The following is a 22243-nucleotide window of genomic DNA, read 5'->3' as shown; positions in this document are numbered from 1 at the left end:
GCGGCTCAAGAGACGCGCGGCGTCTCCGGGTTGAACAAACCGCGGGCGGAATCGATGGGAAGGTGATGATGAGCGTGCGCGAATCATCCCCGGCCATCACGGCGCGCGGCAACATTTTTCGATGTCACCGCAACGGACGGCCGCGCCTGAACACACCCCGTATTCAAGCATGGGTGACCGGAAAGGGCAGGTCTCCTGGCTTCCGTCTCGTCGCTCTGGCCTCCGCCTTCCCGATCTTGCGATCAGTGGCATGAATGGAGGCAGGCTCAACGGCTACAGTTGCGGGGGCAGCCACGGAATTGGCCGATCGGCCGTACCGTGTTCCCTTTTCACCCGCCTGGCGGCGGGAACCATTTCCGCGGCAAGATTTATCCAGCGTGCGCTAATGCGTCAACCCGCACGCGCCTTCGAAGTGGTCGAGCCCAAGCTCCTCCTTGAGTTGCTGGTGTGCCTGTTCGCAGACCCATCTCGCTTTGATCGTCGCGGCGAGCGTCTTGAGGGTGGTATCGGTCGGCAGGTTCGACACACAGTATTTTTGCTCTCCGGTCGACCGCCGCTCGCCGACGAGCCAGACTTCGTCGCCAGGCATGCACTGCATGCGATCATCGAGCATCCGGTGCTTATGGCCATCCGCAACGCGGACACGGCAGGCCACGAAGAGACAGGACAGCCGACCTTTGGTACCTCGCCGCCAGCTGACCTTTTGCCATTTCTCATCGGCCAACATCGCCTCGGCTGAGACTGGGGGCCTGTCGGGGATGTGGTACTTGCGGCGCCTTCCAGTTTTCGCGACGGGAAAGATCAGTGCGACGTCAGCCGGGTAGACGTTCTGGCGCCGCGACAGGCCCACCGCCCACAGCGGACCGCGCTCGCTCAAAGCCTGGCGGAAAGGTCCACTTGATCCGTATCCTGAATCGGCCAGCACGCAGCCGAAACGCGCGCCGGAGGCAATGACACGGTCGATCTCTTCAATGGCGATCTCCGGCTTGGTCAGGGCGATCTGTCGATCCTTCGTGTCCAAAGACGATGCCGAAGACCTGTGTGACTTTCCATTAAACCTCAAGAATCGGCTTGCAACAATATCAATGTGTTACGCAGGCACATAATCTGATAATTAGCAGTTAATTATAATAACAATCGCTTGATTTTAGCACTTAATGTGAGAATGATCGCTCTCATGTTTTTGCGTCGGGAACCACGATGTCCGAGCTGTCAACGGCGGAGCAAAAGTCGGCCATTGGGCGGCGCAAAAGCAGGCCACTTGGCGCCGCAAGCGGGGAACGCCGGGAGGGCGTAGCCCGAGCAGAGTTTCCCGCTTGCGGCGTCGGCGTTTTTGTGAGGGGTTTCAGCCTGCCTTTCGAGCGCGGCTTTGGGCGAGACGGTAGCTTTCGCCGTTCATCTCGAGGATGTTGACGTGGTGGGTGATGCGGTCGAGCAGGGCGCCGGTCAGACGTTCGGATCCCAGCGTTTCCGTCCATTCGTCAAAAGGCAGGTTGCTGGTGATCAGGGTGGCTCCGCGTTCGTAACGTTGCGAGATCAGCTCGAACAGCAACTCCGCGCCGGTCTTGGAGAGAGGCACGAAGCCCAGCTCATCGATGATCAGCAGCTGACAGGAGGCCATCTGCTTCTGAAACCGCAACAGACGCCGCTCGTCGCGGGCCTCCATCATCTCGCTGACCAATGCCGCGGCCGTGATGAAGCCGACGGAGAGCCCCTTCTGGCAGGCGGCCAGGCCAAGTCCAAGCGCGACATGGGTCTTGCCCGTGCCGCTGGGGCCGAGCGCGATGACGTTCTCGCGCCGTTCGATCCATTCGCAACGGGCGAGCTCAAGGACCTGCATCTTGTTCAACTTCGGGATGGCGGCGAAGTCGAAGCTGTCGAGACTTTTGACGACCGGGAATCTTGCCGCCTTGATGCGGCGCTCGACCTTGCGGCGATCCCTCTCAATCATCTCCCTTTCGGCAAGGCGAGCGAGGTATCCGGTGTGATCCACGCCCTCGGTGGCGCATTGCCGGGCCAGTTTCTGATACTCGCGCTGGAAGGTCGGCAGCTTGAGGGTTTTGAGAGTGTGGGAAAGCAGGATCTCGGGTGCTTCGGTGCTCATGCCGCCTCTCCCGCATTGCTCGACAAAAGGCGCATGTAGGCCTTCGCCGAAGTCTTCTCGACATTCGCCCTTGGCAGGTACGGGTAGATGGACAGATCCAGTCGCGGTGGTCGGCGCTCCACCCGGCATAGGATGAGATGTTTGACCGCGTCGAAGCCGATCGCCCCGATTTGAAGGGCCTGCTTCACCGCTGCATGCAGATCGGCCAGCTCGAAGCTTTCCAGCAGGCGCAACACCTGCACATACTCGCGCCGGCCATGCTTTGCCATGCGCGCCTCCATCAGGCGGCGCAGCGTGGCGAACTCCCCGGGCAGGTCCCAGCCTTGTAATGGTGCGGCCTGGTCCAACGCATTGATCTTCTGCTCGATCAGCGGCAGGTAATGCAGCGGGTCGAAGATGACATCTTCCCGATCCCAGCTACGGGGATGGCGGGCAATGATCTCGCCGCGGCAGCCGATCACCACCTCGTCGACATAGCCCCGGACCCATACATCCTGATGCCCGAAGGCGACCGGGACCGAATAGTCGTTGGTCTTGTAGCGCACCAGCGCCTGAGCCGTCACCTTTGCGCTGACCTGGTCGCAGGCATCGAAGGGCGAAGCCGGCAACGGGCGCATGGCGGCGAGATCGCGCTGCAGCCGTTCTCCGATCGTCTCGCTCTCGCCGCGCAGCCTGTCACGCTGGCGTTTGCGGCATTGCTCCTCCAGCCAGACGTTGAACGCCTCCCATGTCGCGAACTGCGGGATCGGAACCATGAAGTTGCGGCGGGCATAGCCGACAAGCCCCTCGACACTTCCCTTGTCATTGCCCTTGCCTGGACGGCCATAGCGGTCGCGGATCAGGTAGTGGGACAGGAAGCCGCTGAACAGCGTCGCCCGTTTGCGCGTGCCATCGGCCAGGATCTTGGCCACAAGGCAGCGGTCGTTGTCGTAGACGATCGACTGCGGCACGGCCCCGAAGAAAGCGAATGCATGGATGTGGCCATCGACCCAGGCCTCAGCCACAGCCGCCGGATAGGCCCGTACATAGCAGCCGTCGCTGTGCGGCAGGTCGAGCACGAAGAAACGCGCCTTGCATTCCACCCCACCAATGACGACCGACGCTTCCCCGAAATCGGCCTGCGCATGGCCGGGCGGATGCGACAGCGGAACAAACACCTCCTGGCGGCGCTGCGCGCGCTCGCGCATGTAATCCTTGATGATCGTGTAGCCGCCGGTGAACCCGCACTCCTCGCGAAGCCGATCAAAAACCCGCTTGGCCGTATGGCGCTGCTTGCGTGGAACCTTCTGGTCCTCATCCAGCCACCCCTCGATGGTCGCAACAAACGCATCCAGCTTCGGTCGCCGGATCGGCGACTGACGCCGATAGCCGGGCGGGGTCGAATACGACAGCATCTTGCGCACGCTGTCGCGCGATATGTTGAAATGCTTCGCCGCCGCGCGCTGCGTCATCCCTTCCGAGCACGCCAGACGGACCTTCAGATACAATTCCACGGTATAGATCCCCTGACCCTCCTGCATGCGTTGCAGAAGGAAAATAGGTGGACGACTTTTACGCCGCCCGCTGCGGGACTATCCCGCCGCTACCGTGGACGAATTTTGCACCGCCGCTCTCAGTATTCCTCGCCGGTCTGCCTGGAGATGCGATTCCAGCCGGCACCAAGTTCGAAGCCGCTGCGTCGTACGATGACGCGGAAGTCCGGGGCGTCGTCATTCACCTTCATGGCGTTGGGGACGATGGCGATCGGGGCGTTGATGCTGAGCGTTGCAAGCACCCCTTCGAGCGTGCCGTCGTTCTTCACGGTGAGGGTTGCGATTGAGGTGGCCATTTTATTGTCTCCTTCGGTTGCTCGGGACCGTTCCCGATGGAGCCAAAGGAGGGGACCGCGCGCCGCCGTCACCGAGCAAAGCCGAGGGGAACCCCCTTGCGGGGTTGGCGGCATGAGGCGGGCGGTCTTCTACAAGGGTGACACAAAGCGGGAATGATCTTCGAAGCGGCCGATCACGGAGACGGGCATATGGTCACCCATGCAATCTTGATCGGGACAATACTGCCGCATCGATGACAGTGCAGGTCGCCTCATGGCACCCGTGACAGAGCGCGGCGAAAACCGATATGCAATGGCAGCTCGCCTTCTGCACCGTAGCCCGTGGCAGTTTTGTGGACTCTGCCCGTTACAGAACTCGCATTCATCAGGGCAGGCATCGAGCAGAAAAATCGACCCGCCGAAGTGGCTGGCTCCCCGATCGCCGGCTGCGACCGGCTATGTCCTGCGCCAGTCGCTGTGATTGCGGGCCTCGGCTCTTGCAAATGCGATCCGCCGGCTGCACATTTAAGCAGGCCCTCGTCAGGCGCGCCGCTACAACAGCGTCCGCCAGTCTTGTGAGAAGCAATAATCTGTCCGCCGTCTCGTCGCAGAAGAGCCTTGACGGAGTGTTGTGACCCAACAGATGTCGGCATCAAAGGACGCGGGAAATCAAATCGCCTATCGCGGCAGCGAGCAACATCATGAAAACCCCTGCCCGGCCCTTCAAGGTCGAGATCAAACGGCGCAGCAAGCAGCTTGCCGAAAAGCCCAAGGCATCGATCTGGCCCGAACAGCCAGCGACTGGCAAATACCCAGCCGCGGCTGACCAACGCGAAACGGCGCCAGCCGAACGCGTAACGCCGCAAGACAGGCAAAATGCCGGCCCGACTGCCAGGATTTTGCCAGATCTGTCGTCAGAAGGCACGGTCAACCCCAATGATGATGGCGGCACCCGGCGCCGCAGGGGCGAATGACGGCGGCACTAAGAAGGTTTCGTGCCGGGAGAACGGCAAACCGCTGCATCAACGTTCAGCCGTTATCGGGCGGGAATTTCAGAAGGATCCACCACTCCACCACAAATTGCGGTCGATCAGGCTTGTCTGCAATTCGATCCCGCCGCCGCCAATCCCGGCGTTGATCTCACGGCGAGTTCGTCTGTATGCCCTATGGCAGCGGGCATGCTGCCGACCACGCCGGACACCGACCTGCAACCCGAAGATCTGGTAATCCATGGGTATCCATCGGAGCATGATTGGCCTCTTGCCGAGGCGACAGAGGCCAGCCTGACGATCGCGATCGATTTCCCGGAAGGCAATGCGATCGGCAGGCTGATCCGTACCGCGCGGGCTGTGCCTGCCGCACCGGCGGTGATGCTGGAAACGACGGTAGAGGCGTGCAAGCGCTGCCGGCATTCCCTTGCCTTCCATCCGAGTTTCGTGTTGTCGGACGAGGCGGGTTCTTTCGAGATCGTCCCGGACGGATATGAATTCGGTCTGGTTCACCCGCAGAACACGAGGCGTCGGCTTTCTGCGCTTACCGTTTCATTTGCGGCGCCTTTGTTCCGAACTATCTTTCTCGATTCGTGAAAGCTGATACTCGAAACTCTCCCTTATCAAGAAAGATGAACCCGGTTAGCGTCCCTCTACGGACGCGCTTCTGGGGAGGAGATATGCGACTAACCGAAGATGAAAAAGCGATGCGAGACGGCGCCAATGGCCCCGCCGTCGCACGTTCGATGGATCTCCTCATTCGCTACGGCGAGGCGCTCGATGCCGAACGGCTGGTGGAAACCCGCAATGTAGCTGGCGCCTTCAATGCCTCGACCCCCTCGGTGCGCCATCTCGCGGAAGACGGGTTTGACCGGGTCTTTTCAGAGCTCAACCTCGACAGCGACGATACCATCGAGATCCCCCGCATGGCGGTACCCACCTGCCAGCTCATCACCGGGATCGACATGGAGAATTCCGCCCTTCAGGGGGCTGATCCGGCACTCACCGAGATGCAGCGCCAGTCAGAGAAGTATCTTGGCCAGCGCGGCGTGAACATGATGTGCACCTGCACCCCATACCAGGTCGGCAACGTACCGGTGCAGGGAGAGCACTGCGCTTGGATGGAAAGCTCGGCTGTGATCTACTGCAACTCGGTGCTCGGCGCGCGCACCAATGTCGAGGGCAAGGAAAGCACCGGCGCAGCCGCCCTCACCGGGCGTATCCCCTACTGGGGCCTGCACCTGCCGGAAAACCGCCACGCCAACCGGCTGATCCGGGTCGAAGCCGAGGTGGACGATATGGCCGACTGGGGCGTGCTCGGCTATTTCACTGGCTTCGCGGTGGAAGAGAACCGCCCCGCCTTCGAGCGCCTCACCCACCAGCCTAACTTGATGAAGCTCAAGCATTTCGGCGCGGCGGCGGCCTCTTCCGGCGGAGTTGAGATCTATCACATGCCGGGCATCACGCCGGAAGCCCCCACGATGGAGGCCGCCTTCGGCACCAGCGCAAAGCCCGAGGCCATCTGCTTCGGCGCGGCCGAAAAGCGGCGCACTTGGGAACGGCTGCAAAACGCTACCGACCGCAAGCTCGATTTCGTCATGCTCGGCTGCCCGCACAATTCGATTGAGCAGATGTCGCTGGTGGCCGAGTTGCTGGAGGGCCGTCGCATTCACCCCGACACCGCGCTCTGGGTCCATACCCCCCGCGCCCTGCGCCAGATCGCGGACCGTTCCGGCTATACCGACGTCATCCGGGCCGCCGGGGGCGAGGTCATGTCCGACACCTGCCCCTCGATCTCCCGCCGCCTGCCCAAGGGCGTGCGCGTCATCGCCACGGACAGCGCCAAGCAGGCTCATTACCTGCCCGCCATAGCCAAGGTACAGGGCTGGTTCGGCTCGGTCCGGCAGTGCGTCGACAGTGCTGTGGCGGGCGAATGGCTGGGGGTGGTGCGATGACCGTGACAGAGCAGAACCCTCGCGTGATCACACTTCGTGGGCGCAAGGTCGTTGGGGGGCACGCCACGGGCGAAGCTCTCGTGACCTCGCAGACCATCTCCGGTTGGGGTGGCATCAGCGAGCGCGACGGCTCGGTGATCGAACTGCACCACGAGCTGCACGGTCAGAGCTTCGCCGGCAAGGTGCTGGTCTTTCCCGGCGCCAAGGGCTCGTCCGGCTGGTCCGCCTATTTCCACATGTGCCGGCTCAACGGCACCGCCCCCGCGGCGATGATCTTCACTCGGATGACCACCAAGATCGCCCTCGGCGCCGTGGTCACCCGCGTGCCCGCGATCACCGATCTCGATGGTGACCCCTTCGAGCTGATCGAAACCGGCGACAGGGTGGAGGTCGATGCGGAGGCCGCAACCGTCACGATCACAAAGGCCATGACATGAGGATGTAAGACGGCCCCGGCGCAGGAGGAGAAGCCCGCGCCGGGGATCCAACGAGGCGGGCCGGACCCGTCCGAAAACCCAAGGAGGAGGACGACCAGATGCGCAGGTTTGCACAAAGGATGCTCGCAGGGGGGGCCCTGTCCGTGAGCCTCGGCCTCGCCGCCGCAGTTGCGGCGGCCCAGGACCACGAATGGCCCGATTATTTCACAGTCGTCACCCCCATCGTGGGCACGGCGAACCATTCCCTCGGCGTCGCCTGGACCTCGGAATTCTCCGCCCAGACGGCGAGCCGCGCCCGCGTCCTGCCTGCCCCCAATGGCTATGCCCGCGCGGAATGGCTCGCCACGGGCGAGGGCGACATTTCTATGCTTCAGGCCAGCGACTACTTCGACCAGATGGACGCCAAGGAAGGCTTCGCCACCGCCCAGGCCGGCCCGGCAGATACCCGCGTCGCGGTGATGAACATGATCACCCCATGGGGCTACATGGTGCGCGGCGACAGCGAGATCGAGAGCTTCAAGGATATCGGCCCCGGCACCCGGATCGCCTATTCGCCCTCCTCTTCCTTCCTGGTCTCCGGCGTCAATGCGCTGCTGGCCTACCGCGGTCTCGGCCGCGACGATGTGGAGCTGATCGAGGTCGGCAACTACGGTGCCAACACCCGGATCGTGGTCGAGGGTCGCGCCGACGTGGCCTTCACCTCGCCGCTCTCCGGCACAAGCTACGAGGCCGAGGCCAACCCAAGCGGGCTGCGCTGGCTGCCCCTACCCCCGAAGGACGCCGATCCCGAGGCTTTCGCCCGCTACCGCGCGATCCAACCCGGCTACGTACCCGCCGAGGTCTCCTCCGGCGTGCCCAGCGCCATGGGGCTCAACATGGATCACGCCTTCCAGGCCAACCACGTGCGCGCCGATGCGGACCCGGAGTTCGTCTACAAGCTCACCAAGTGGCTCGATGAGCACTACGAGGACTTCAAGGACGATTTTACCCACGCCCCGATGATGTCCATGGCCAGCCTGGAGACGTTCCTCAAGGTCGGCGCCCTTCAGCCCCTGCACGCAGGTGCCATCCGCTACCTGAAGGAAAAAGGCGTCTGGACTGATACCTTTCAGGCCCGGCAGGACAAGCTGGTGGAGCTGGCGCAAACCCGCGTGGCGCTCTGGCAGCAAACCCTCGACGAGGCCAAGGAGAAGGGCATCGATATCTCGCCGGACAGCGCGGAATTTGCCGAGCTCTGGAAGGCCAAGCGCGAGGCCGCCGGGGGGAAGCTCTCCTACGGCGAAATGGTCCTCGCCATCGAATGATCTCCGGGCGCGCGTGCTGCCGTTCCGGACGCATGCGGGCCCCTTCCCGCCAATTCGACCGGCCAATTGGCCTAGGGGCATGACATGAGCGCCGAAATTACATCAGTTCACGCCGCCGCCGCTGCCACCGTTCCCGAAAGCTTCCGTGACCGTGCCGAGGATCGCTGGACCTCCATGCCCGGCTGGCTGCGTGGCGTGATCCTGCTGATGTCCGCCGCGGGCGTGGCCCTTTCGGTCAGCTACATCTTCGCCCTTATCCCCATGCTGGATCTGACCTACTATTTCCTGCTGATGGCTGCCTACCTGCCCGTCGCCTACCTGCTGTTGCCCGCCTGGAAGGGCGAGGCACGCGTCACATGGGCCAGCTACCTGCCCGCGCTCGCCATCTGCCTTTTGACCCTTCTGATGGCATGGCATGCCCGAAGCCTGGTGTTCGGCACCTGGGTTCCGGTGAAGGCCCCCTGGCAGCTCTGGATCGCCGCTGCGATCTTCGTGCTGGTTCTGGACGCCGCTCGCCGCTCGGGCGGCTATGTCTTCCTCGCCATCGTCGTGGCCCTGGCGCTCTACCCAGTCTACGCCGAATACATGCCCGGTATCCTCTGGGGCCCGCCCACTTCGCTGCCGCGCACCATCGCCTTCAACGTGTTTTCCGGCGATGCGATGCTGGGTGTTGTCACCCGGGTCGTCGGCGAACTGATTATTGGCTTTCTGATCCTCGCCGCCCTCATGGTCGCCACCGGCGCGGCGGATTTCTTCCTTCAGCTCGCCATGGCATTGATGGGCACTTCCCGCGGCGGCCCGGCCAAGGTCTCGGTGCTGGCCTCGGGCTTCTTCGGCTCCCTCTCCGGCTCGATCTTCGGTAACGTCGTCTCCACTGGCTCGGTGACCATCCCCTCGATGAAGAAGGCGGGCTTCCCCGGCCATTACGCCGGCGCGCTCGAAGCCTGCGCCTCGACCGGCGGCATGCTGATGCCGCCCGTCATGGGCGCCGTCGCCTTCATCATGGCCGATTTCACCAACACCGAGTACCGCGTCATCGTCATGGCGGCGCTGATCCCCTCGCTGCTCTACTATTTTGGCCTCTACTGTCACGTCGATGGCTTCTCCGCGCGCCACGGCCTCAAGGGTCTCAAACGCGCCGATCTCCCGAGGGTCCGCGCCGTGCTCAAGGACGGATGGCCATTCCTCGTGGTGCTGGTCTTCCTCGTCTGGGGTCTCGTGTTCATGCGCTGGGAGCGGCTTACGCCCTTCTATGCCTCCGCCCTGCTGCTGGTTCTGACCACCCTGCACCCGCGCCTGCGCATCAAGGTGTCCCGCATCCCCGACCTGTTTTATCAGATCTCCAAGCTGCTGAGCCAGACCATGGGCCTGCTGCTGCCCACCAGTTTCATCCTCGGCGGGTTGATGGCCACCGGCGTGGCGCCGGTCATCGCCGCGAGCCTCGTGCGGATGGGCGGAGATGGGCTGGTGCCGGTGCTGGCTATCGGTATCGGCGTCTGCCTGATCTTCGGGATGCTCGGCATGATCGTCGCCGCATACCTGATGCTGGCGCTTACACTGGCCCCCGCGCTGGAGCAGATCGCCGGGCTGAATACCCTCGCGATCCACCTCTTCATTGCCTACTACGCCTCCCTCGCCGCGATCACCCCGCCGGTGGCGCTGGCGGCCTTCCTCGCCTCGCGCATCTCCGACAGTGACCCAATCAAAACCTCGATGCACGCCGCGCGGCTCGGCATCGTGCTCTACTTCGTGCCGATCTTCTTCCTCTTCGAACCCGCGCTGATCTTTCAGGGCCCCTTCCACCTCACCGTAATCTGGACCTTGCTCAACGTGCTCGCCGTGATCCTCATCGCCGCCGCCTCCGAAGGTCACATGCCCTTCCGTGGGCGTATGGCAAACTGGGCGCGGCTACCCCTCTTTGCCTGCGGCCTGCTGATCGGCTTTCCGGAGTGGAAGAGCACCAGCGTCGGCCTTTTGATCGCCGTTGCCCTGATTGCTCTCGGGGCCCGCACTGCCACCAGCCGCGCCCCGACCACCGCCACCTGACCACGCCCAGCAAGACCCAACGGAGTCTACCACATGTCCTACGGCCGTCCGATCAATCCGGAAACCACCATCGTCCGCCACGACGGCGCCATCCTGCACCGCGAGCTGGAGGTCGATCTCTGCGTGATCGGGGCAGGGATTTCCGGCACCACCACAGCGCTGGAAGCCGCCAGGCTGGGCAAGATGGTCGCCATCGTCGACGGGATGCCCGCGCTGGGCGGTCAGGCCGTCCACTCGATCATCGGCACCTTTTGCGGCCTCTACCGGAACGGCACCCATGGTCACCGCTTCACTTTCGGGATCGCTGACGAGATGCTCGCCTATCTTGAAGCGAACGACGCCTGCTTCTACCGCCACGGCCCGATGACGACGGTGGTGCATTACAATGAGATCGCCCTGTCGCGCTGGGTCGAGACATCGCTCGATGCGGCAGGCGTGATCCCGGTGACGGGCGCGATCCTGCGCGAGGTCGAGCGCGAAGGCCGCCGCATTAAGGCGGTGAAGCTCGTCACCCGCTACGGCGACGTGACGATCCGCGCCGAGAGTTTCGCCGATTGCTCGGGCGATGCCGCGCTGGCCTACCTGGCCGGGTTGCAGTGTCGCGAGCCGGACGAAAAGGTCTATGGAACCCAGCAGGTCGTGGTCGAGGGGCTCAATCTCGACGCGCACCAGCCCGAGCGGGATGAACTCTCCGAGCGGATCGCCCAGAAGGCGGAGAAATACGGCCTGATCCGCCACGGCGGCATCGCCTTCTACTTCCCTGACAAGGACGTGGCGGTGCTCAACATGACCCACCTCGAAACCCCGCTCGACCCGATAGAGGCCTCCCGCATGGGCCAGATCGGCAAGGAGCAGGTGGATCGCGGCATCCGGCTCCTGCGCGATGAATACCCCGATTTCTTCGGCAACATGCGGGTGCGCTCCTACGGCTTCCCCGGTATCCGCCAGACCCGCTGGATCAAGGGTGCGCATCATCTCGTGGTCGATGAGGTCGTCGGTCAGAAGAAGTTCCACGACGCCATCGCCCGCACCGCCTGGCCGATCGAGCTGCACAATGCCCCCGAGGGTTTCGTCTGGGAAACCTTCGACGAGAACCACACCCACTACGTGCCCTTCGGCTCGATGATCTCGCCCGAGGCCGACAATCTCGTCGCGGTGGGCCGCTGTATCGACGGTGATCCCGCCGCGCTCAGTTCCGTGCGCGTCATGGGTCCCTGCATGGCGCAGGGTATGGCCGCCGCCCAGGCGCTCGATCTCGCCGGCTCCGGCTCGGTTCACCAGATCGACATCGCCGCCCTGCAATCCCGCCTCTCCGACAATCTCACCCGGACCGACGGCGTGGCACCCTGATAGAAAACAAGGAGGACACCATGGAACACAAAGCAATCGACGGCGCCTTCGGCGTCGAAATCACCGGTGGGCTCGATGTGACGAAACCGCTCACACCCGACCAGATCGCCGGGATCGACGCGCTTATGGACGGGCATTCCCTCGTCATCATCCGCGACCAGCCGATGAGCACCGAGGAGCAACTCGCCTTCACCCGCCAGTTCGGCCCTCTCGACATCGGCTTCAAGAAGGTCGTCGCCCAGAATGCCCGCCTCGCCGAGGCAGAGGTGGGCGATATCTCCAATCTCGGCAAGGACGGCAAGCCCGCCGCTCGCACTGACAAGCGGATCCTCAACAACATCGCCAACCAGATGTGGCACTCCGACAGCTCGTTCCAGAAACCGGCGGCTAAATACTCCATGCTGCATTCAGTGGTGAACCCGTCATGGGGCGGCGATACCGAATTCGCCGATCTCAAGGCCGCCTACGATGCGCTGGACGACCGGACCAAGGATTTCCTCGACGGCAGGGAGGCCGAGCATTATGCGCTACACTCCCGTTTCCTTCTGGGCGACGACAGCTATGATGAGGCGCAGAAGGCCGCGATCCAGCCCGCCTGGTGGCCTATCGTCAGGGTCAACCCGGCCACCGGGCGCAAGCATCTTTTCATCGGCGTCCACGCCCGGCAGGTCTCGGACCTGACGGTGCCCGAGGGCCGGATGCTGCTTGCCGACCTGCTGGAACATGCGACCAGCCCGCAGTTCATCCACCGCCACCAGTGGCACACCGGCGACACCGTGATCTGGGACAACCGCGCCACGCTCCACCGCGGCCGCCGCTTCGATCTCGACGAGCCGCGCGAGTTGCGCCGCACCACGACGCTGGATGATAGGGCCCCGGAGCTTTCACTGGCGTCCTGATCGGTTCCGGCGGGGCAGCGGGGTTACTCCCGCTGTCTCAAAGTGCCGGAACAGGGTCTATTTCCCACGGCGGGATCTCGAAATCCGCCTTGAGGCGCGCCAGCAGGGCTGCCACGTCCGGGCGGTGCATCTTGTTGGAGGGCACCATCGCCTTGAACCAGAGCGGCGCCACCGGGTAATCCGGCAACAGGTGCACCATGCGTCCGTCAGCAACCTCATCCTGTACGAGGAAGGCCGGCGCCACCGCGATTCCGATGTGGTGACGCGCCGCGAAGTGCAGCAGCCGCGAATCGTTCACCGTGAAAACCGGGTTCACCGTCACCGAGAGCGGCCCGCTTGCACTCTCGAAGAACCAGGTGATCCCCGCCGCGACGTAGACGATGCAGCGATGGGCCACCAGGTCGCCCGGCGCCTGCGGTACTCCGTTCTGCTCGAGATACTCGGGCGTCGCCACCAGCACCCGCGGATAGGGGCAGAGCGGTACCTCGACCACGCTTGCATAGCTCTGCGGAAGCGCGCCCAGCGCGATGTCGAAGCCCTCTTCCAGCGGATTTACCGAGCGGTCGATCAGCATCAGGTCGGTCGTTACTGCCGGGTTTTCCGCCTGGAACCGCGCGATCGAGCGCCCGGCGAACAGCGTGCCAAGGGTCGTCGGCGCCTTGATGCGCAGATGTCCCGCAATGCCGTGCTCCGGCGCCTGCCCGCCCGCGAGCGTCTCCTCGAGCTGGCTGATATGCAGTTGCAGGCGCGGGCGTAGCCGATCCGCATCGGAGGTCATCACCAGCATTCGGGTCGAGCGCACGAAAAGCTGGATACCGAGATGATCCTCCAGCCGCCCCACCCGCTTTGTCACCACCGAAGGCGCCAGACCGATCTCGCGCGCCGCGGCCGAGAAACTGCCGTTGCGTGCTGTGGCCAGAAAGGCCTTGATGTCCACAAGCAGGGTCATGGTCGCTCTATCACGAGATCGACCCTGCTACGGCCCACTGGCCCAGCCCCTCAGCTCTTGCGGCGCTCCTTGGCTGCGGCTGCGCCATCGCAATCCTCACTCCCTGTTCCCACCAGCATCAGGCCTTCCGCTGCAGGCATTGTCAACTTGACGGCGTGTATCCTACGTCGCGACCGGCGCGTCCAGAGTCAGATGCAATTTGCGCCAACAGCGGCGTGATCTCACGCCGTACTTGTATTCCAGTGCCTTGGGTTACCATAATGTCGATATGACGGTCCCGCGAGGTCGGGGACTGCGCCGCGTCGGCGCTCGGGACAGCGTTCTTCGGCGGAGGGATGATAAATTCTACTGGTCGCCAAACCGCGCTTCAACAAGATCGCTGACGGGTGCTCCGTCATAGGCGCCGTCGGCAATGAACCGGGCGACGGGCGCGTCGATCTGGCCCAGAAGTTCCGGAAGCACTGTGGTGTCGCCGATGCGTTCCAGCGTCAGATCGGCACAGAGGATCTCACCGCTGAGAAGGTCGAGCCCAAGGTGAAGCTTGCGCCAGGAGCGGCGTTTCCTTCTGGTCTCGTGCTTTTCCTCGAGCCATTCACCCGCGCCAAAGACTTTCAGGTCTGTGCTGTCCACCACCAGATGCACAGGCTCATCGGCCGGCGAGCGCTTCCTGACGCCTGTATTCAAGCCCACGCCTCGGCGCGATAAAGTCGAGAAACACGGCGCCGAAATGGAGGAGTCAGTCAGCCGCGCGATGGAGCGCACAAAGCCTTGCGTCTGTCGCAGTGGCAGGCCGATTACGAGCCGCAGGGTCGGGCAAATCTCGATCGCCAGATCCGAATACCGCGCCTGACCGCCCCGCGCCAGGCGGCGTGGCGCCGACCATAAATCGGCCACGCCGTCCTCAACCCAGATCGTCAGATCCCCACGACGGCGAAGAGCTTCGTTGTACTCCGCCCAGTTCGTCACCCGGTAGCACCGCTTGGGAAACACATGGCGGCGCGCGTCATTGAACTTATGCGGCATTCAGGCGATCCTGTCAGACGTGCAAGTCCTCACTACCCGCCAACGGCCTATCCCTGCAACAACGTCCTTCCTATGTGTCCTATGGCCTCGTCACCCGCGAGATCGAGCGGGTCGACAGCGGCTACCGCTCGATGATGAGCGTGCAGTTGTCGTCGCTGGCACGGTCGAGGGCTCGCGCCGTGGCTGGCCAGTCGTTATTCCAGTCGCCGCTCGCCTGGATGAATCCGCCAGCCGAGATGATGGCCTCGTGGCCGACGACTGTGACAAGATCCCGCTTGCCGCGCGCGTTGAGGCGAAGGACCGCAAATCCGTTCTCCTCGTTATGGAAGGTCACACGCTCAACCAGACCGGCGAGGACATCAGTGGAGATTTCAGCGGGCCTGGGTTTCATCGCCAGTTGCATTGAAGCGGCGATTTGCCCTTATCGCTGAGTCCGGCATTGATGTGGGCGCTCATCCGTCATGCCCGAAACCGATCATGCGCGGTGAGCCGCATTGTCAAGGGCTCGGCCTCGTCCCAGCCGTAGATATCGGTCCGGAGATAGCGGAGCTCGTCATCGTAAAGGTCTTCATCGACCTCGACCCACCAAGCCTTCGGCCGTCCGTCGTTGCCGTCCGACCATCGATACCCCCTGCCCTTCAGGTGGTCTTTCATGTCGAAGGGCGCATTCTCCGCGAAAATACGGACTTTCGAGCGGCGGCTGGATTGCAACAACTCCGCGAAGGGAACGGCCGCCCCCTCGCCTGTTGGCCGTGCTAGAACTTCGAGGAGCGCATGGCAATCGTCCGCAGCGCGATGGCCTTCATGGAAGAGACCGGACTGGCTGACGAGATAGCCAAGCTTGTTACCCTCGAAGCCGAGATCAGCCCACCCAATCTCCGAGACCGAGCAGGCCCAGGCCTTCGGTACGAAAGACGGCGACAGCTTCTCGCAGAAAGGACGATCGAATCCGGCATTGTGCGCAATGATGAGGTCAGCGGGCTCGATCAGGGCGTCGAGGGTTGCGATATCGATCGCCTGCCCCGCCACCATCTCGTCGGTGATACCGGTGAGCCGGGTGATTTCGGGCGGGATTGGCGCAGAAGGCTGGCGCAGGCCGCTGTAGATGCCGACCACGTCACCAACGAAGCCCTCATTGTCATATGTGAAGGCAACTGCGCCGATCTCGATGACCTCGTCCCGGGCGTGGTGGAGGCCTGTGGTCTCGGTATCGATCAGAACTGCAAGGTTGGGATGGCGGCTTTCGCTCCGGGGGATGATCAGGCGAGGAACAAGTTTACGCAGCACCTTGTAGTCACCGCTCTCTTCCAATCGTTGTGCTGCCTCCTCAGCGTTCCAGATCGGAGAATCCTGAACGGCGGCGGCCCTCCGCTTCTTTGGTGCAGGACGCGGCACCTCCCCGTAGCCGGGAGCCTCATCGAACAAGTCGAACTGGGGGATACCGCCTTCATGCCGCAACCCTCCCCCGCTTCGCTGTCGCGGCCGTCTTGCCAGCAAGGCCGGTCCATCCGACCCTGGCCAGCGTATCGATCAGCGTGGATCGCGCGACGGAAAAGGTTCGGCAGACGGCAGCCTTGCTGGCGCCCCATTCAAGCGCCGCGATGATCTGGTCGATCTTATCCTGATCAAGCGCAGGCGGCCGCCCTCCCCGTCTGCCCCGCCGCTTGGCCGCAGCAAGAGCCGCGACCACCCGCTCCCGGGTCAGAGATCGCTCATACTGGGCCAATGCGCCGAAGATGGAAAACAGCAGTTTCCCCTGTGACGTGGTCTTATCCGTCTGTACCATCAGGGAACGGAAGGCGACACTCATTGCTCACGCCCAAAGGTTCTCCGTCCATCTGCGCCTTGGCACGCCAGCGCCTCTCGCGACAGATAGGCCCATCCCAAAGCAGGCTCGATTGGAGAGCCGCGTCTCATACGGGACGATGTTGCCGATTGTTGCACGGTTCTCAGTTCCACAAACACGACAATGGCGCCGCAGCCAGTCTGTCGCCGAATGGCACGAAATCGGTGCTGTCATAAAGCACGACGCCGTAGGCAAACCTATCCTTGCATGCCTCGGCCAGGGTCCGTAGTCCAGCAAAATCGCCGGACTTGACCGTCGCGGATGCCTTGACCTCGATTCCCACGATCATGCCGTCATCACGCTCCAATACGATGTCCACCTCATGCATTTGTTGGTCGCGGAAATGATAAGGCGTCAGTCGTAGATCCGTCGTCGTCATGAGCTTAAGCACTTCGGAAAACGCGAAGCTTTCCAGAAGGGCACCAAACGCGCCGCGGTCCGCCTTCACCCGATCGAAGCTTAATCCACGTGCCATGGCCAGCAGTCCGGTGTCGAGGAAATGCAGCTTTGACGTCTTGGCGATCCGCTTCAACGCGTTCGTGTACCAAGGCTGCAATGTCGAGACGAGGAAGACCTGCTCCAGCAGCGCGACATAGCGCTGACCCGTCTTGTGGCTAACGTTGATGCTGGCACCGAACTGCGAATAGTTGACCAACTGTCCCGAATGTTCCGCCAGAAGCCGGACGAATTTCGGCAACTCGGTCAGCTTTTCAATCTCAGCAATGTCTCGTAGGTCGCGGGTCAGAACCGACGTCAGATAGGACTGCGCCCAATCTTGCCGCCGCCGTTCGCTCTCGCGACGGATCGCCTCGGGAAAGCCCCCGAGCAGCACGAGCCGGACGAGATCATCGCCGACAACTGCCTCCCGATCACCTTGCAGTTTTCCCGCGAACAGGCGCTCCAGGAAGGTTGGTGTCGTGCCTGCAATTTCGGCGCGCGCCAGCGGCAGCATGCGGATGGTTTCCATACGACCAGCCAGGCTATCCGCGACCCGTGGCAAGGTGAGCACGTTGGCGGAACCAGTCAGCAGGAAGCGGCCGGGGCGGTAGTCCTCGTCCACTGTCTTCTTGATCGCCAGAAGCAAATCGGGCGCGCGCTGTATTTCATCGATAATGGCCCGGTCCAGGCCACGAATGAAACCGGCTGGATCGGACTGTGCGGCGTCGAGGACTGTCTGATCGTCGAGCGTGATGTAGGTCCGGGCCGCTTCCCCCATGTTCCGGACAAGCGTAGTCTTGCCGGCCCGGCGCGGTCCGACGACCAGGACCACCGGGGTGTCTGATAGGGCTTCCTCCGCCCGACGCTCCACGAATCGCTTATACATATCACTTTCCGAATCTCGGATGATTGGAAATACAAGAAATGATAATTGGAAGTCAACAACTCGATGATTGGAAGTGACAGCGCCGTGATCTGAAACCGAGACGTAGGCAGTGAACCCTTCTCCTGAGATCCAGCCTGCGCGTCGTCCCCTCCCCTTTCAGCAACACTCCAACGAGCGAGATCTGATTAGCCCCCACCCTCGATACCGCCCCCAGCCCGTTATCTCGCGCACCCCGACCTCGGACACCAGATTGAGCGTGCCACGAGGGGCCACCTTCACTACCTTGGCGATCATCGTGGGCGCGAGGGCGAATTGCTCGACGCAATGGTGATAGAAGGAGGTAGCGGGAACCGGTTCACGGCTCAACTGGCCAAACTGGCAGAGAACCGGAAGAACCTCAATTCGGCGAGCAGTTGCCGCTGAGAATCGGCCAGGTCGATCTTACGGGTCGTAAGGCGCAGTTCAGTCCCGTCAGCCACCTACCGTCGCTTGGCAGCGAAGGGGCGACGTGAACCGGGGATCAGTTCGTCGACAACTAAAGCGGCCCGACGGTCGTCGATGGGCAACCTGTCAACGCAGAAGCTGATCGAGAAGCGAGTCGATTTCCGCATTCTTCGAAACGTCAGGTAGAGTTTGTGGCGTAGAAGAGTCCTGACTGGGCTCAGCTGCCGTCGAGGGACCGTCCCCATCCTGGGCAGGCGAAGCGTCCGGCGAAGGATCCGCTTTTGTGGTCCCGCCTTTAAGAATATCCCCAATGATCGCCTTGGCGGCAGCACCAGCATCGCGAGGCCGATCGCCATCCGGCGAATTGATGCTCGTATCCGCGCCACCGCCCATGATCAGATCGCCGATGAGGTCGGCTGCTCCCTTGCCGGTCTCGCCAGTTCCCGTCTGACCGGGAAGCAACTTGTCGAGACCAAGCTTGCCGGTAGGCAGTCCGAGACGATCCAGCATATCCAGCGCACCTTTCGGGTCTTGCAGCAGCTTGCTCAGATCAGGATAGATGCGCGGCGCCGAAAGCGAGCCGTCGACGATGACCGGCACACCGATGCCCTCCGCCGCGATGTCGCCGCCCTGTCCGGAAAGCGAAGCAACGACCCGCGGGTTCAGATTGATTGCAAGCGTCTGCTCAGCAAGATCGATCTTGCCGGTACCGTCCATTCGCACCAGCGGGCCGAGCAGGCTGATGTCGTTGGTCTGCGCAATACCCTTGTCGATGGCAAAGGAGGCGCTGAGTTCGGTGAATGTCGTCTTCTTGCTCTCGTCCGTCTTGAAGCCGCTGGCGAGGAGCCCGACCAGGTTGTTGTAGACTTCCGCGATGTCGATGCCGCGTACCGCGCCGTCGCTGAACTTCACCGATGCCGTGCCGCCGAGCGAGCGGCTGAGGATTTTTGTGGTTTTGCCCGCTCCCGAAACGGCGACGTTCGTCGCGAGCTTGCCCTCGAGGCGATTGAACCCCGTTGCATCGTCAAGCAGCGATGCAGCAGCCGCGTCGGCAATCGCCATATCCAGCTTTATGGCCGGAACGTCGCTGGAGGCGTCGGCGGATAGCTCGGCCACGATCGTGCCGCCGTAAAACGGGCTTTGCGGTACGGTCAGTGCGGCTTTGCTGCCTGCCACTACAAGCGTGGTTGTCACCGGGCCGGCAAACACCTTGCCATAGCCGATCATCGCGCCCAGCATGTTGCCCTGCGTATCGGTGAGGATATGGCGCTTGCGGCCCTTGATCTTCTTGCCCGCATCGAAGCCGCGTGGCCCGCCGCTTTCCGTGGTCTTCACGCTCTGGCTGTCAATCACCCCTGCCGTTGGTTCCGCCGCCCGACCAGCCAGAAGGCGCGCCGACATGACCAGCGCTTCGTTGATGATGTCGAGCATGCCACTGTCGCGCAGCCGGTAGAAATAGTGCTGAACCGTCGTGAACGGCGGAAAGTCCTTCGGAAGCATCGCCCACCGACAGCCTGCCGCCGCGATATACTGGATCGCGTCCCAGACCTCGCGCATCCGCCATTTGCGCGGCCGGCCAACCTTGCTCGGCGCCGGCATGAACGGTGCGATCAACGCCCATTCCTCGTCCGTGCAATCACTTGAATAGCGCAGGCGTCTCCGGTCATATTGACCGCGAGTGGTTTCAGTCCAGGCCATCTGATCCTCCGTAGTCTTCGCAAACCGCAGAGAATCATAACCTGCTGAAATCACTCAACATAATTTTCGGTTGGGCTCTAAGCCGAAATTGTCTCATTGGCGCTGAACTCGGACAAAACAATGTGACAGCCCCGTGCGACGGCTTTTTATGCTTGGTGCCGAGACGCTGGCAATGTGTTTATGGAGCAACCAGCGCCCCGGCGAAGTGCCACCCTTGGGAGCCAATGAGCCCTTGGTTGCACCAATACGACTATGCCATTTCCGGTAGTCAGTGCCAAGTCGGTGTACCCTGTGCAGAACTACCGACTGGTCCTTTCAAAGATCTTATGCGCGGGAATGCGCCTTAGCCTTCTCCTGCGCCGGATGCAGTCGCTTGAATTTTACTCGTGGATTAGGAACGGAAACCTTCTGTCGCACCGCACTTATGAAACCGCTATCTGCTGATATATGGTAAGCGCGAAGGGCACCCCATCTGTTAAATCCGCGGCGATCGGGATTATGTGACACCTTTGAGATTGTGATGGGTGTCATGTTCTATGTCTGCGACTATGCCTGCGGATAGAAGTTTTCATCGGGAGTACCAAATTGTGTGGGGTATTAGGCTGCGATGTTGACCTGCGGCTGATGCGCGGGATTGTTGACAGCCAAGCCGGGATACCATTGCTCGAACTTTCTGCGCAGCGTTCCATCGAGCACCCGCGTGCGGGTCTGCAGCAAGAGATGCGCCCCTTCCTTCGACCATCGCATCTGCTGGCGCTTTGAGAAGCGCTTGCCGACCACGACGTTGACGGTCGATTCAACGAACGCCGTCGAAACCCGTTCGCCATAGCGCCGCCGCTCGGCGTAGTTCGGGATCATGCCGGCGTTGTTGGCGATGTAGGTGTTGAATTCTTCCGCCGCCTTCCGGAATGCCTTCATGCCGGGATAATCGGTTTCGACCGCATCGAGATCATCGATGAGCCAGGCGACGCAGGGTAGCGCCCGCCGGTGGTTGCCGTTCCACAGATAGCCCTTGATGCGCTTCAGTTCGCGCGCGGCGTCTTCGGCTTCGCTTGGATTGTGATGCGCCAGCCCCTTGGCGTATTGGCCGAGAACAGTCAGCCGCATGGTGATATGAAACCAGTCGAGCACATGCTCCGCGCACGGAGACATGGCAACCGCCATGTTGCGGACGCTATCGCCACCGTCGGTGAGGAAGGTGATGTCCTGGTTCATCTGAAAGCCTTGCTCGCGCAGCACCTCTCGCAAGCGGCGGCGGGGCTTGTCGTCATGGCTCTGGACCAGGCCGAAATACCGGTTCTCCCGATCTTCCGGGATCGACTTTCCGACCAGGACCTCGAAATGGCTCTGCGTGCCGTCACGGGCGCGGACATAGCCGCCATCCACCCCGACAACGATTGGGCCTTCGGGGACCGGCAACCGCGCCCACACTAGCGGGAAGCCTTCGATGAAGGAGGGGCGCTCCTCGCCGAGTTCCGCTTCGGCGCGGGCGGCCATGCGGTGCAGATGATTGCGGACCGTTTCAGGGCTCAGCGTAGAACCGATCGGCAAGACATCCTTCAAAAGGTCGACGGTGACACCGAAGGAGACCAGCGATGCCCACTTGGTTTCGAGATAGAGCAGTTCGGGTGCGACATGCTCGGAAAAGAGCTCCGTCAGCGGACTGAAGGTTTTGCTCTCGCCGGCAGTGCAAGTACAACGGTGCAGCCGCGGACTAGAAATCGGCACGTCGCCGAACGGCGTGCGGAAGCGGATCACCGCACGGCCCTTGCTCCGCTGGGAGCGGCCGCAATGTGAGCAGCATCGCCGTTCGGCGGCAAAGCTCGCTGCTTGCGCCGCGACCATATGTTCCTGCAGGCGGCCAAGCAGATCCTTGGCCTCCGCGAGCGACAGGCCGATCGCCTCAAGCCGATCATGGGGTTTGTCGAGACTCAGAACCTCTTCCTCACAAATGCGGCCGTCCGCCATGGCGATCCGCAGCTTGATTTCAATCTTCATCGCCTGCCTTCAATCCGATTTTTGCAGAATGCGTGGAGAGGGAAAGGGAGCCGTGCCTTCGGTTCCTGAG

General features: G+C 62.5%; 18 protein-coding genes, 4 pseudogenes and 1 riboswitch. Of the genes and pseudogenes, 8 read left to right on the top strand and 14 right to left on the bottom strand.

Features of this window, described 5'->3' with window-relative positions; all coding sequences use genetic code 11:
* Positions 1-168: 168 nt before the first annotated feature.
* Positions 169-370: riboswitch (cobalamin riboswitch) on the bottom strand.
* A gap of 33 nt (positions 371-403) precedes the next feature.
* From GM909_RS14555 to GM909_RS14540, 4 genes and pseudogenes are all read right to left on the bottom strand, one after another.
* Positions 404-997: pseudogene (locus GM909_RS14555) on the bottom strand (IS701 family transposase); the annotation flags it as partial.
* A 348-nt stretch (positions 998-1345) separates the two neighbouring features.
* Positions 1346-2104, bottom strand: a complete 759-nt coding sequence (istB, locus tag GM909_RS14550; RefSeq protein ID WP_157017119.1) for an IS21-like element helper ATPase IstB — start codon at positions 2102-2104, stop codon at positions 1346-1348.
* Complete coding sequence (gene istA, locus GM909_RS14545; RefSeq protein WP_157017118.1) at positions 2101-3597, bottom strand: IS21 family transposase; 1497 nt, start codon at positions 3595-3597, stop codon at positions 2101-2103. The genes istB and istA overlap by 4 nt, the downstream gene beginning before the upstream one ends.
* Before the next feature lie 122 nt (positions 3598-3719).
* A pseudogene (locus GM909_RS14540) lies at positions 3720-3932 on the bottom strand (DUF736 domain-containing protein); the annotation flags it as partial.
* A gap of 680 nt (positions 3933-4612) precedes the next feature.
* Between GM909_RS14540 and GM909_RS14535 the strand changes: the two are divergent.
* The 8 genes from GM909_RS14535 (at position 4613) to GM909_RS14500 (ending at position 12891) form a co-directional block, all read left to right on the top strand.
* Positions 4613-4885 carry a hypothetical protein gene (locus GM909_RS14535; RefSeq protein ID WP_157017116.1) on the top strand — a complete coding sequence of 91 codons (273 nt, stop codon included), beginning with the start codon at positions 4613-4615 and terminating at the stop codon, positions 4883-4885.
* A 21-nt stretch (positions 4886-4906) separates the two neighbouring features.
* The gene (locus GM909_RS14530) at positions 4907-5497 is read left to right on the top strand and encodes a hypothetical protein (RefSeq protein WP_157017115.1); all 591 of its coding nucleotides are present in this window, start codon (positions 4907-4909) and stop codon (positions 5495-5497) included.
* 35 nt (positions 5498-5532) lie between these two features.
* Positions 5533-6855 (top strand): aconitase X catalytic domain-containing protein, encoded by a 1323-nt coding sequence (locus GM909_RS14525; protein WP_328600462.1) that lies wholly within the window; start codon positions 5533-5535, stop codon positions 6853-6855.
* Positions 6856-6878: 23 nt separating this feature from the next.
* The gene (locus tag GM909_RS14520) at positions 6879-7292 is read left to right on the top strand and encodes an aconitase X swivel domain-containing protein (RefSeq protein WP_235911902.1); all 414 of its coding nucleotides are present in this window, start codon (positions 6879-6881) and stop codon (positions 7290-7292) included.
* A gap of 143 nt (positions 7293-7435) precedes the next feature.
* Positions 7436-8596, top strand: coding sequence for a TAXI family TRAP transporter solute-binding subunit (locus tag GM909_RS14515; protein WP_198174257.1), 1161 nt, complete (start codon positions 7436-7438; stop codon positions 8594-8596).
* An 84-nt stretch (positions 8597-8680) separates the two neighbouring features.
* A complete protein-coding gene (locus GM909_RS14510; RefSeq protein ID WP_157017111.1) occupies positions 8681-10642 on the top strand; it encodes a TRAP transporter permease in 1962 nt (653 codons plus the stop codon).
* 33 nt (positions 10643-10675) lie between these two features.
* On the top strand, positions 10676-11992 hold the full coding sequence (locus GM909_RS14505) for an FAD-dependent oxidoreductase (RefSeq protein WP_157017110.1): 1317 nt from the start codon (positions 10676-10678) through the stop codon (positions 11990-11992).
* Between the two features lie 20 nt (positions 11993-12012).
* Complete coding sequence (locus tag GM909_RS14500; protein ID WP_157017109.1) at positions 12013-12891, top strand: TauD/TfdA dioxygenase family protein; 879 nt, start codon at positions 12013-12015, stop codon at positions 12889-12891.
* A 37-nt stretch (positions 12892-12928) separates the two neighbouring features.
* On the opposite strand, the gene GM909_RS14495 is transcribed toward GM909_RS14500, so the two are convergent.
* From GM909_RS14495 to GM909_RS14455, 10 genes and pseudogenes are all read right to left on the bottom strand, one after another.
* Positions 12929-13840 (bottom strand): LysR family transcriptional regulator, encoded by a 912-nt coding sequence (locus GM909_RS14495; RefSeq protein ID WP_157017108.1) that lies wholly within the window; start codon positions 13838-13840, stop codon positions 12929-12931.
* A 345-nt stretch (positions 13841-14185) separates the two neighbouring features.
* Positions 14186-14863 carry an IS5 family transposase gene (locus tag GM909_RS14490; protein WP_157017107.1) on the bottom strand — a complete coding sequence of 226 codons (678 nt, stop codon included), beginning with the start codon at positions 14861-14863 and terminating at the stop codon, positions 14186-14188.
* Between the two features lie 121 nt (positions 14864-14984).
* Entirely contained in the window at positions 14985-15254 is a 270-nt protein-coding gene (locus GM909_RS14485) for a YrrC family ATP-dependent DNA helicase (protein WP_198174256.1), read from the bottom strand.
* Positions 15255-15322: 68 nt separating this feature from the next.
* Positions 15323-16288, bottom strand: a complete 966-nt coding sequence (locus GM909_RS14480) for a 3'-5' exonuclease (protein ID WP_157017106.1) — start codon at positions 16286-16288, stop codon at positions 15323-15325.
* Positions 16289-16310: 22 nt separating this feature from the next.
* Positions 16311-16673 carry a recombinase family protein gene (locus GM909_RS14475; RefSeq protein WP_157017105.1) on the bottom strand — a complete coding sequence of 121 codons (363 nt, stop codon included), beginning with the start codon at positions 16671-16673 and terminating at the stop codon, positions 16311-16313.
* A gap of 139 nt (positions 16674-16812) precedes the next feature.
* Positions 16813-18033 (bottom strand): ATP-binding protein, encoded by a 1221-nt coding sequence (locus tag GM909_RS14470; protein WP_157017104.1) that lies wholly within the window; start codon positions 18031-18033, stop codon positions 16813-16815.
* Between the two features lie 156 nt (positions 18034-18189).
* The gene (locus GM909_RS14465) at positions 18190-18327 is read right to left on the bottom strand and encodes a helix-turn-helix domain-containing protein (RefSeq protein WP_157017401.1); all 138 of its coding nucleotides are present in this window, start codon (positions 18325-18327) and stop codon (positions 18190-18192) included.
* A 276-nt stretch (positions 18328-18603) separates the two neighbouring features.
* Positions 18604-19659: pseudogene (locus GM909_RS14460) on the bottom strand (AsmA family protein); the annotation flags it as partial.
* A gap of 39 nt (positions 19660-19698) precedes the next feature.
* Positions 19699-20175 (bottom strand): annotated as a pseudogene (locus GM909_RS25795) (IS5 family transposase); the annotation flags it as partial.
* A 597-nt stretch (positions 20176-20772) separates the two neighbouring features.
* On the bottom strand, positions 20773-22173 hold the full coding sequence (locus GM909_RS14455; protein ID WP_157017103.1) for an ISKra4 family transposase: 1401 nt from the start codon (positions 22171-22173) through the stop codon (positions 20773-20775).
* Positions 22174-22243: the final 70 nt, after the last annotated feature.

The sequence above is a fragment of the Mesorhizobium xinjiangense genome (genome assembly GCF_009749525.1).
Classification (GTDB): domain Bacteria; phylum Pseudomonadota; class Alphaproteobacteria; order Rhizobiales; family Rhizobiaceae; genus Mangrovimarina; species Mangrovimarina xinjiangensis.
Note: the sequence above shows the minus strand (reverse complement) of the source record. Positions and strands in the feature narration are given on the sequence as shown.

Excerpts from the sequence above, each read along its gene's own strand:
- istB (WP_157017119.1), bottom strand. The coding sequence starts at position 2,104 with ATGAGCACCGAAGCACCCGAGATCCTGCTTTCCCACACTCTCAAAACC.
- GM909_RS14535 (WP_157017116.1), top strand. The coding sequence starts at position 4,613 with ATGAAAACCCCTGCCCGGCCCTTCAAGGTCGAGATCAAACGGCGCAGC.
- GM909_RS14525 (WP_328600462.1), top strand. The coding sequence starts at position 5,533 with ATGAACCCGGTTAGCGTCCCTCTACGGACGCGCTTCTGGGGAGGAGAT.
- GM909_RS14510 (WP_157017111.1), top strand. The coding sequence starts at position 8,681 with ATGAGCGCCGAAATTACATCAGTTCACGCCGCCGCCGCTGCCACCGTT.
- GM909_RS14505 (WP_157017110.1), top strand. The coding sequence starts at position 10,676 with ATGTCCTACGGCCGTCCGATCAATCCGGAAACCACCATCGTCCGCCAC.
- GM909_RS14500 (WP_157017109.1), top strand. The coding sequence starts at position 12,013 with ATGGAACACAAAGCAATCGACGGCGCCTTCGGCGTCGAAATCACCGGT.
- GM909_RS14495 (WP_157017108.1), bottom strand. The coding sequence starts at position 13,840 with ATGACCCTGCTTGTGGACATCAAGGCCTTTCTGGCCACAGCACGCAAC.
- GM909_RS14490 (WP_157017107.1), bottom strand. The coding sequence starts at position 14,863 with ATGCCGCATAAGTTCAATGACGCGCGCCGCCATGTGTTTCCCAAGCGG.
- GM909_RS14485 (WP_198174256.1), bottom strand. The coding sequence starts at position 15,254 with ATGAAACCCAGGCCCGCTGAAATCTCCACTGATGTCCTCGCCGGTCTG.
- GM909_RS14475 (WP_157017105.1), bottom strand. The coding sequence starts at position 16,673 with ATGAGTGTCGCCTTCCGTTCCCTGATGGTACAGACGGATAAGACCACG.
- GM909_RS14470 (WP_157017104.1), bottom strand. The coding sequence starts at position 18,033 with ATGTATAAGCGATTCGTGGAGCGTCGGGCGGAGGAAGCCCTATCAGAC.
- GM909_RS14465 (WP_157017401.1), bottom strand. The coding sequence starts at position 18,327 with ATGATCGCCAAGGTAGTGAAGGTGGCCCCTCGTGGCACGCTCAATCTG.
- GM909_RS14455 (WP_157017103.1), bottom strand. The coding sequence starts at position 22,173 with ATGAAGATTGAAATCAAGCTGCGGATCGCCATGGCGGACGGCCGCATT.